At 75.1% G+C, this 9,894-nt stretch carries 7 protein-coding genes; 2 read left to right on the top strand and 5 right to left on the bottom strand.

The genetic code is table 11. The features are described from left to right. Positions 1-96: 96 nt before the first annotated feature. Positions 97-4,080, bottom strand: a complete 3,984-nt coding sequence (locus ACFV0O_RS36725; protein WP_380348482.1) for a Pls/PosA family non-ribosomal peptide synthetase — start codon at positions 4,078-4,080, stop codon at positions 97-99. Between the two features lie 537 nt (positions 4,081-4,617). On the opposite strand from ACFV0O_RS36725, the gene ACFV0O_RS36720 reads away from it, so the two are divergent. Further along, complete coding sequence (locus ACFV0O_RS36720) at positions 4,618-5,211, top strand: histone deacetylase (protein WP_380348480.1); 594 nt, start codon at positions 4,618-4,620, stop codon at positions 5,209-5,211. A gap of 73 nt (positions 5,212-5,284) precedes the next feature. Here the strand turns inward: ACFV0O_RS36720 and ACFV0O_RS36715 are convergent, their stop codons facing one another. The 4 genes from ACFV0O_RS36715 to ACFV0O_RS36700 all read right to left on the bottom strand — a co-directional run bounded on the left by ACFV0O_RS36715 (position 5,285) and on the right by ACFV0O_RS36700 (position 9,033). Continuing rightward, entirely contained in the window at positions 5,285-6,961 is a 1,677-nt protein-coding gene (locus tag ACFV0O_RS36715; protein WP_380348478.1) for a hypothetical protein, read from the bottom strand. 71 nt (positions 6,962-7,032) lie between these two features. Then, the gene (locus tag ACFV0O_RS36710; protein WP_380348476.1) at positions 7,033-7,518 is read right to left on the bottom strand and encodes a hypothetical protein; all 486 of its coding nucleotides are present in this window, start codon (positions 7,516-7,518) and stop codon (positions 7,033-7,035) included. Between the two features lie 196 nt (positions 7,519-7,714). After that, entirely contained in the window at positions 7,715-8,353 is a 639-nt protein-coding gene (locus ACFV0O_RS36705) for a hypothetical protein (protein WP_380348474.1), read from the bottom strand. Between the two features lie 209 nt (positions 8,354-8,562). Then, complete coding sequence (locus tag ACFV0O_RS36700) at positions 8,563-9,033, bottom strand: nuclear transport factor 2 family protein (protein ID WP_380348472.1); 471 nt, start codon at positions 9,031-9,033, stop codon at positions 8,563-8,565. Positions 9,034-9,160: 127 nt separating this feature from the next. On the opposite strand from ACFV0O_RS36700, the gene ACFV0O_RS36695 reads away from it, so the two are divergent. After that, positions 9,161-9,730, top strand: coding sequence for a PadR family transcriptional regulator (locus tag ACFV0O_RS36695; protein WP_380348471.1), 570 nt, complete (start codon positions 9,161-9,163; stop codon positions 9,728-9,730). Positions 9,731-9,894: the final 164 nt, after the last annotated feature.

Raw genomic sequence — 9,894 nt, 5'->3', positions numbered from 1 at the left:
GCGGGCGCGGCCGGGGCGCCGGCGGGGGGGGGGCGGGGCGGGGGCGGGCCCCCCCCCCCCCCCCCCCGACTCATCGCCCGAACGGGGTGACCTGTGTCACACCGAGGCCGGGGCCCGTCGTCGGCCGCGTCCGGCGCGGCGCCCGGCGGGCGGGGTGGGGTCGGTGTTCCACGCGGCGACGGGGTTGCCGAGCCAGCGGGTGGCGCCGGGGACGTTCTCGCCGCGCATGACGAGGGAGGCGGGTCCGACGGTGGTGTTGGTGCCGAGGGAGGAGTTGAGCAGGACGATGGAGTGCGGGCCGGTGGTGGAGCCGGCGCCGAGGTGGACGGGGCCCAGCCGCATGACGCGGTCGTGGAAGAGGTGGGTCTGCAGGACGGTGCCGCGGTTGACGCTGGCGCCGGCTTCGACGGTGACGAGGTCGCTCTCGGGCAGCCAGTGGGTCTCGCACCACACGCCGCGTCCGATGTGGGCGCCGAGGCTGCGCAGCCACACGTTCAGGTAGGGGGTGCCGGTGATGGTGTGGCCGCCGAAGGGCATGGCGAGTTCCTCGACGAAGGTGTCGTAGAGCTCGTTGCGCCACACGAAGGAGGACCACAGCGGGTGTTCGGCGACGCGGAAGCGTCCGACGAGCAGCCATTTGGCGGCGGTGGTGACGGCGCAGGCGATGACGGCGGCGGCGGCGAGGACGAGTCCGGCGCCGGCGAGGGCGGTGGCCAGGCCGTAGTCGTCGCGCAGTTCCTGCAGGACGGCGAGGACGAGGTCGCCGAGCAGGGCGGCGAGGATGACGGGCAGCAGGCGGCAGACCTCGACGCCGGCGCGGGCCCACATCAGGCGCCGGGGCGGGTCGTAGGTGCGGCCTTCGCCGCCGGCGTCGGCGACGCGGGGCAGGGCGAAGGCGGGGCGGCCGAGCCAGGAGGAGCCTTCGGGGGCGTGGGCGGGGGTGTCGGACAGGACGCCGACGAGGGAGTTGTCGGGCAGGTGGCGGCCGGGGCCGACGATGCCGGAGTTGCCGACGAAGGAGCGGCGCCCGATGCGGGAGGGCCCGAGGCGGAGCCAGCCGCCGCGCAGTTCGTAGGGGGCGACGAGGGTGTCGTCGGCGAGGAAGGCACCGTCGTCGACGCGCATCAGGCCGGGCAGGGCGAGGACGGTGGAGGCTTCGACGCGGCGTCCGACGCGGGCGCCGAGCAGGCGCAGCCACACGGGGGTGAAGAGGCCGGCGTAGAAGGGGAAGAGGGTGCGCCGGGCGGTGTCGCTGAGTCGGCTGACGGCCCAGGCGCAGAAGGCGACGCGGCCGCCGGCGGGGTGGTAGCCGGGGCGCAGCGGGCGGGAGAGGAGGCGGACGAGGAGCGCTATGAGCGCGGCGTGGCACAGGAGGGTGAGGGCGGCGAGGGGGATGGTGGCGGGCAGGAGCTGGACGAGGGCGGCGGCGAGGGTGTGGTCGGTGTCGATCATCGGGTAGACGACGGCCAGGGCGGGCAGGGCGGAGATGATCGGGACGAGGCCGAGGAGGGCGAAGCCGGCGCCGTAGGCGAGGTTCCAGGCGCGGGAGGCGTGGGCGGGGGTGGCGGGCCAGTCGGCGAGGGGTTCGGTGCTGGGGCGGGCCGGGGAGCCGTGCCAGTGTTCGCCGGGCGGGACGGTGCCGGTGACGCAGGATCCGGGGGCGATCTCGGCGCGGGCGCCGACGCGGGCGCCGGGCATGAGGGTGGCGCGGTGGCCGACGCGGGCGCCTTCGCCGACCTCGACGTGGCCGAGGTGGAGGGTGTCGCCGTCGAGCCACCAGCCGGCGAGGTCGGCTTCGGGTTCGAGGGAGCTGTGGGCGCCGAGGCGGGCGAGGCCGGTGACGGGGGGCAGGGTGTGCAGGCGCACGCCGGGGCCGACGCGGCAGCCGAGGGCGCGGGCGTAGCGCACGGCCCAGGGGGTGCCGGCGAGGGCGGCGGTGCCGAACATGGCGGTGTAGCGTTCGGCGGCCCACAGCCGCAGGTGGACGTGGCCGCCGCGGGGGTGGCTGCCGGGGCGGATGCCGGCGGTGAGGGCGCGGGCGCCGCCGGCGGCGACCAGGGTGCGGCCGGGGGCGCTGTAGAGGAGGGCGAGTCCGGCGGCGACGGGCCACCAGGAGCTGTGCGGGGCCCAGGTGAGGTGGTTGCCGGTGAGGTTGTCGAGGGCGATGAGGACGAGGATCCAGCGCAGTCCGGAGAGGGTGAACATGCCGAGGAGCAGGAGGGTCTGCCACAGGGCGGCGCTGCGGGGGGTGCGGCGTACGGTGCGCCGGTTCTGCGCGGGGGCGGCGGTGGTGTGGTCGGGGGCCGCGGCGGGGGTGAGGGTGTCGAGGTAGGCGGCGAGGTCGCCGAGGACGGGGTGGGCGTACAGGTCGGCGACGGAGACGCCGCTGTGGCGGGTGCGCAGGTCGGAGACGAGGCGGGCGGCGGTGAGGCTGGAGCCGCCGAGGGCGAAGAAGTCGTCGCCGGTGCCGGGGGCCATGCCGAGCAGGCGTTCCCAGTGTCCGGCGAGCCAGCCGGCGGTGCCGTCGGGGGTTTCGGCGGGGCGGTCGGCGCCGCCGGTGGTGGCGAGCGGCCAGGGCAGGGCGTTCCGGTCGACCTTGCCGGAGGTGCGGGTGGGCAGGGAGTCGACGAGGGCGAGGACGGGCACCAGCGGGGCGGGCAGGCGTTCGAGGAGTTGCCGGCGGGCGGCCGCGAGGTCGGGGGTGGTGCCGGGCCGGGCGACGAGGTAGCCGACGAGCAGGTCGGCGCCGGCGGGGGTCTTGCGGACGGCGGCGGCCGCGGCCACCACGTGCGGCAGGGCTTGGAGGGCGGCGTCGATCTCGCCGAGTTCGATGCGGCGGCCGCCGAGTTTGATCTGGTCGTCGGCGCGGCCGAGGAAGACCAGGCCGTCGGGGTCGTTGCGGACCAGGTCGCCGCTTCGGTAGACGCGCGGGGAGGCGAGGGCGGGGTGGGCGCCGAACTTCTCGGCGTCCTTGGCGGGGTCGAGGTAGCGGGCGGTGCCGACGCCGGTGATGAGCAGTTCGCCGGTCTCGTACCAGGGGACGGGGTTCCCGGCCTGGTCGACGACGGCGATCTCCCAGCCGTCCAGGGGGGCGCCGATGCGCACGGGCCGGCCGGGGAGCATGCGGGCGGCGGTGGCGACGACGGTGGTCTCGGTGGGGCCGTAGGTGTTCCAGAACTCGCGGCCGGGGGTGGCGAGGCGGTCGACGAGTTCGGCGGGGCAGGCCTCGCCGCCGACGATGATCAGGCGCACGTCGTCCAGGCATTCCTGCGGCCACAGGGCGAGCAGGGTGGGGACGGTGGAGATGGCGGTGATGCGCCGTTCGACGAGCCAGGGGCCGAGGTCGGTGCCGGCCTTGACGAGGGAGCGGGGGGCGGGGACGAGGCAGGCGCCGTGGCGCCAGGCCAGCCACATCTCCTCGCAGGAGGCGTCGAAGGCGACGGACAGGCCGGCGAGGACGCGGTCGCCCGGGCCGAGGGGCTGGCGGCGCAGGAAGATGCGGGCTTCGGCGTCGACGAACGCGGCGGCGCTGCGGTGGGTGACGGCGACGCCCTTGGGGCGGCCGGTGGTGCCGGACGTGAAGATGATCCAGGCGTCGTCGGCGGGGGTGGGCCAGGCGGGGCGGCCGGAGGGCCGGGCGGCGGGTCCGGCGTAGAGGCGGCGTTCGGCGCCGATGACGGCGCAGACGGCGGCGTCCTGCCAGATCATCTCGGCGCGTTCGTCGGGGTCGTCGGCGTCCACGGGGACGTAGGCGGCGCCGCAGCGCAGCACGGCGAGGACCGCGACGTAGAGGTCGGCGGTGCCGGAGGGGATGCGCACGCCGACGCGGTCGCCGGTGCCGATGCCGTGGGCGGCCAGCTGTCCGGCGAGGGCGTCGACCTCGTGGAGCAGGGCGCGGTAGCCGAGGACGGTGTCGCCGGTGTCGAGCGCGGTCGCCTCGGGGTGGGCGTCGGCGGTGGCGGCGATGACGTCGAGCAGGCTGCGGGGGTGGGCCGGCTGGGCCACCGGCCAGCCGGCCGCGGGGCCCGGGTGCGGGCGGTGCAGCGTGCCCGGGCCGGCCGTGTCGTGGCGTGCGTCCATGGGGGTGTTTCCTCGGCTCCGGTTCTGGGGGGCGCGTACGGGCTGTGTCGGGGGTGACGGGAGGTGACACTGAGGTCATCTGCGGGCGCGCCCACCCGCCATGACTCCGCTGGGAGTCCGCTGGATGCAGCGGGGGTGCGGTCAAAGGAAATTCTCATCATCGATGCCGAATGGGGCCGGCAGGGCGTGATTCGAATGTCATTTCGGTGTTTTTGGGCGTTTTCGCTGGTGAAGCGTAATCGCCGAGCAGTGAAACGACGTATCGGGAGAGGCAAGAGTGATGAACACCATGGCGTCGGGCACGGTACCGGTAGTGAGGGGGGCGCTACCGAATCGGGGGGTTTTGGTCGGATCATCACCCCGTTCACGCCTCCCACATGGTCGTGTGGGATTCTCTCGCACCCCTCACCGTGGGCGCTTCCTGTGAGCAAGCTGTGGAATGGGGTCGACGCCAGGGCATTTCCTGAGGAAAACGAGGGAAATCCTTTACCGAACGGGCGTGTCATCGGCCGGAATGCGTGCGATCTCGTCTGGTACGTGGCGTACGGATCGAACCTGCACGCGGCCCGGCTCGCCTGCTACCTGCACGGCGGCCGTCCCAACGGCGGAGCGCACACCTACCCCGGATGCCGTAACCGCAGCCCCGCGCGCCGGGCGGTCGCGACCGCGCTGCCGGGCACCCTGTACTTCGCCGGCCGGTCCCTGACCTGGGGCGGCGGCTCGGCCTTCTACGACCCGTCCGTGCCCGGCGGCGCCCCCTGCCGGGCCTACCTGCTGACCGGCGGCCAGTTCAGCGACATCGCCGCCCAGGAGATGCGCCGCTCCCCCGGCGCCGACCTCGACCTCACCCGGGTCCTCGCCGAGGGCCGCGCCGAGCTCGGCCCGGGCCGCTACGAGACGCTGCTGCACGTCGGCGAGCTGGACGGACACCCGCTGCTGACCTTCACCGCCCCCGGGGGCGTGGCCGGCGCCGCACTGAACGCCCCCTCGGCCGCCTACCTGCGCACCCTGGGCGCCGGCCTGGCCGAGTCCCACGCCTGGGGGCCGTGGCGCACCGCCGGCTACCTCGCCACCCGCCCCGGCGCCGACGGGCACTGGACCCCGCGCGCGGTGGCGGCACTGCTGGGGTGAGCGGGCACCGGGCGCCGCACGCCGGAGCGAGCCGGGCAGGGCGGGCACCGGATCGGCTCGGCCACCCGCCCGCTCAGGCCCGGACGGGCGCGGTGGCGGACGGCGGGGAGCAGCGCGCGGTGGTCGCACAGACCGCCAGCTGCTGCCGGGCCCCGTCCCGCAGGACCTGCACGTTCCACAGCACCGGGTACGGCAGGCCGCAGATCGCGCAGGTCCGCCCCGGCGCCGCGGCGGGCTGCGCGTACGGGTTGACCGGGGGCGGGGAGGACCACGGCGGGGACGGCGGCGGCACCGGCTGGGACGGCGGGGACGGCCGGTGGGACGGCGGCACCGGAGGGGGCACGGACACGGGTGCGGCCGGTGCCGGGTGCCGGGCGGGCGGGGGCCCGAACCCGGGGGCCGGTGGGGGCCCGAACCCGGGGGCGGGCGGGGTCGGCGGCGGAGGCGGAGGCACCGGCGGCACGGCGGGCGTGGGCACCGGCACTGGCACCGGCGGTGTCGCGGGCGCGGGCGGCGCCGCGGGCTGAGGGGGCATCGCGGGCGAGGGCGGCACCGGGGGCATCGGCGGCGCCGGCGGCGTCTCGTCCCAGATGCGCGCGTCCCGGAACGGGGTGCGGAAGTCGTGCCCGCACTTGTCGCAGGTGGTGAGCACGGCCTCCGCGCGCTGGTCGCCGCACGCCGGGCAGAAGGTGACGGGGCGTTCGTCGGCCTCGGTGCTCTCGCAGCGGGTGCAGATGAAGTCGGGTTCCAGCTTGGCCTGGCGGAACACGGTGCTGAAGACCTGGAAGGGGTTGGGGTCGTTGCGCCCGGCGGTCGCACCGAGCACGGACACCAGCATCTTGAGGTTGCGGTTCCTCGACCGCAGCCGCTTCAGGTCCAGGTTGACGACCTTGGGGTGCTTGCAGTCGCGGCACACGCACAGCGTGCGCACGGGCAGCCGGGAGCGGATCGCCGCCTGCTGGTGCAGGAACTGGAAGGTGAGCCGGTGCCCGTCCGGGACCTCCACGGTCTCGACCCCGTAGGCACCCCGGGAGAGCCTGGTCTCGACCAGCGCGGCGAGATCGAACACCTTTGCCCTGAGCGCGTCCGGCAGCGAGGGCGCCCCGCCCGCGGGCACCCGCTCGGAACCGATCAGCGCGGGGATCGCCAGCAGCGCGCCGACGGCGGGCATGCCGAGCACCACCAGGCCCGCGTCCGAGACGAACCGGACGTGGGTGATGCCCGCCCAGCCCGCCGGGCCGCCGCTCCTCGTCCCGCCCGAAAGGCGGCCGGAGAACATCGAGGCGGCCCCGTCGACGAGGCGCTGGCCGGCGGCGTGGCCGCGCTCGGCGACGTCCGAACTGCGTTGCCGTGCCCACAGGTGCGGGGCGGGGAACCCCTCGGCGGCCGTCCCGGGGACGAGGGCGGCGAGCGCCTCGTCGACGGCGGCGAGCATCGACAGGAACGCCTGCTGGAAGGGTCCCTGCACCCCCACCATCACGGTGGACAGCGCCCGGTCGGAGAAGTGCACGCGGACCAGCGCCGCCTGCGGCCCGGCATCGGGGAGCACGTTCATCCGCGCCAGGATCGGCACCTGGTCCGGCATCATCATCACCGCCCGCACGGCGGAGCCGCGGTGGGCCTCGATGACGGTGGCGAGGTCCGCGGTGAGCTGGAAGCCGGAGCGGTGGAGCACCGCCGCCACGGCACTGCGGACCCGCTCCGGCGCAGCCGCGATCCGGCGTTCGGCGTCCAGGGTGATCGAGGGCACGGCACCTCCGGTGGCGGCAGGCGGGGAGGATCGGTCCGTCCGGCGCCGGGCGCCGGATGTCCGGGACAGCGTCAGATCAGGTCCTCGTAGGACGCGTCGGTGTCATGGGCCGTCTCGCCGCCGTGGAACGGATCGCCGTCGTGCGCCGCGTCGACGTCATGGGACGAGCCGTGGTCGCGGGTGAATCCGTTGTCGTCGGAGGAGTGGCCGCCGGCCTCCTCGGTGTGACCGTCGGACGTCCCGGACTCGTAGGAACCCGCGGCGGTGTAGGTCTCCGCCACGGAGAGGTAGGCCTCGAAGGTGACCTCCGAAACCTCCACCACCTCCGCCACCTCCACGACCTCCACGACCTCCACGACCTCGACGACCTCGACGACCTCGACGACCTCGACCGCATGGACCTCGTGGACCTCGTGCCCGTCGGTCTCGGTCTCGACCGCGAACGCGCTCTCCGTGTACTCCTCGACCACGACGGCTTCGGTCTCGGAGTGGGCGAGCGAGGTGCTGCTCTCCTCCACGCCGTAGCCGTCCACCAGGAATCCGTCCCACTCGCCCATGCGCGCCCCCAAACGTCGTCGGCATCCCGGTCGGACCGGCCCCCCGGCACGTCCGGGGATCACCATAGGGCCCGACGATGCCGCGCCACAGCGGAGTTCGCGATTTGACCGGTGAAGCCGCGACCGGGCCTGCCGTCCTCGGCGGTGACGGTGGATCCGGTCCGGTCGTCCGGGCCGGACGAACCGCCGGCGGGGCTCAGTGGGCGTCGCGGCACGGGTCGGTGCCGGAGGGGCACACCGCGCCGTCGCCGCTCCCCGAGACCGGCACCGCGTGGACGTAGGCGTACTGGACGACGGTCACCGCCCGTCCGCCGCCGAGGTCGACCACCCGCTGGTGCAGGTCGCCGTAGAGGGCACGGTCGTCGCCCCTGAGGACGACCGGTCGTACGTCGCCCGGGAAGAGCGTGAAGAAGGAGAGCCGCTCGGGGACGCCGATCATCTTCGCCTCCCGCATGGCCGTGAAGACGCCGATCCGGTCACCGATGATCGCCGTGGACAGCCCGGCGTCGCCCCGGGTGATCGAGGCGAGGCACACGTAGGAGTCGTCCGCGAGCCACGCCGCGTCGGCGTCGCCCCCGCCGTCGTCGCCCAGCACGACCAGGTTCGCCAGCGAGGGGACCGGGCAGCGCGGGGTGTTCCGGCGCGCCCCGGCCAGCTCGTCCACGATCCACTGCGCGGACGCCGAGGCGGGCTCGGGCAGCACCACCGGCTGCACCGTCGCCGACGGCCGGGCCGACACGGGTGGCGCCCCGTCACCCCCCTGCCCCGTGCAGGCCACCGCCCCCAGCGCCAGCACCACCGCCGCGGCGCACCCGCCCCACGCCGTCCGCCTCATCACGCCTCCCCCGCGTCGTTTCCCCCGCACCCTGCATCCCGGGATCCGGGTTGTTCCGGGTGCCGGGTTCCGGATCATGCCCGACCCGGCGGGCGGATGTGTCCGCGAGCGGCAACATCCTTGTACCGGAGATGTGTTGAGGGGCCCGAAAGCTCAGCGGAGGCTCAGACCGGCGGGACCACACGGGCCGGGCCCGGACCGTTCCGGGCTCAGGCGGCCGGCGGCGCGGGCGCCAGGCCGTCGGCGACCAGCCCGGCCAGCACCGCCTGCCCCAGCGCCTGCACGGCGGACTGCGGGCGGACCATCACGGTGAACTCCTTGATCCGGCCCTGCTCGTCGAAGTGCAGCAGGTCGATGCCGTGGATGTCCTTGCCGCTGGCCACCGCCCGGAACAGCAGCACCGCCGTGGGCGCCTCGGTGCCGTCGGTGCTCGTCTGCGCCGTGCCCGTGTGGTCGCCGACGTAGCGGAAGTCCTCGAAGGTGCGCAGCAGCACGCCGAAGAGGCCGAGCACCATCGGCTTGCCCTCGAAGGGGGTGAACTTGACCGGGCTGTAGAAGCGGATGTCGTCGGTGAAGAGGTCGTCCAGCGCGGCGAGGTCGCGGTGGTGCACGGCGGTGCGGAAGCGCTCGGCGGTGGCGGCGTTGGCGGCGGCGGAAGCGGTAGTGGCGGCGGCGGTCATGGGCTCGCACTCCTCGGTCGGTCGGACACGCGGGTACTCATGAATATGACTGGTCAGATTCATGAGTACCATGGCAGGCGCACTCCACGACAGGGAGCCGGGCGACAGGACGGGGGGACGGACGACGATGGCACTGCGCCACGCCGTACTGGCCGCGCTGCTGGACGGCGAGACCAGCGGCTACGAACTGGCCAAGGCCTTCGACCTGGGCGTGGCCAACTTCTGGTACGCCCAGCCGCAGCAGCTGTACGCCGAGCTGGCCCGGCTGGAGCGGGACGGGCTGGCGGCCGGGCGCGAGGTCGTCCAGGACAACCGGCCCACCAAGCGCCTCTTCCACGTCACCGACGCGGGCCTCGCCGAACTGGAGGCCTTCGCCGAGGCGTCCACCAAGCCGTCCTTCGTCCGCGACGACCTGATGGTCAAGGTCCGCGCCGCCGACCGCCTCGACCCCGCCGTCCTCCTCGAACAGCTCGCCGAGCGCGCCGAGTTCGCGCAGGCCAAGGTCGACCTGTTCGAGCGGATGCTGCACGCCATGCGCGGCGGCCGCAGCGAGGCCGACCACCTGCGCGAGGGCGAGCGCATCGGCCCGTACCTGACCTGCCTGCGCGGGCTGGCCTTCGAGCGCGGCAACCGCGACTGGTGCCGGGAGGCGATCGCCGTCCTGCGTGAGCGGCAGGCCGCCCGCACCGGGCACTGAACCCCCGTGCCGGCGCCCGCCGCTCTGAACGGGGGCCGGCCGCCGGGCGGGTCGCCGGGCCGCGCCGCTGACCGCAGCCGGGCGCGCCCGAACGCACCGGTGCCGCGCCCCCGCGAGGGCGGGCTGGGGCGGGGGAGGACCGGGGGGCTGTGAGGGGCGGACCC

Source organism: Kitasatospora sp. NPDC059577, assembly GCF_042735475.1.
GTDB lineage: Bacteria > Actinomycetota > Actinomycetes > Streptomycetales > Streptomycetaceae > Kitasatospora.
The sequence above is the reverse complement of the archived record's forward strand: the minus strand, read 5'-3'. Positions and strand labels throughout refer to the sequence as shown.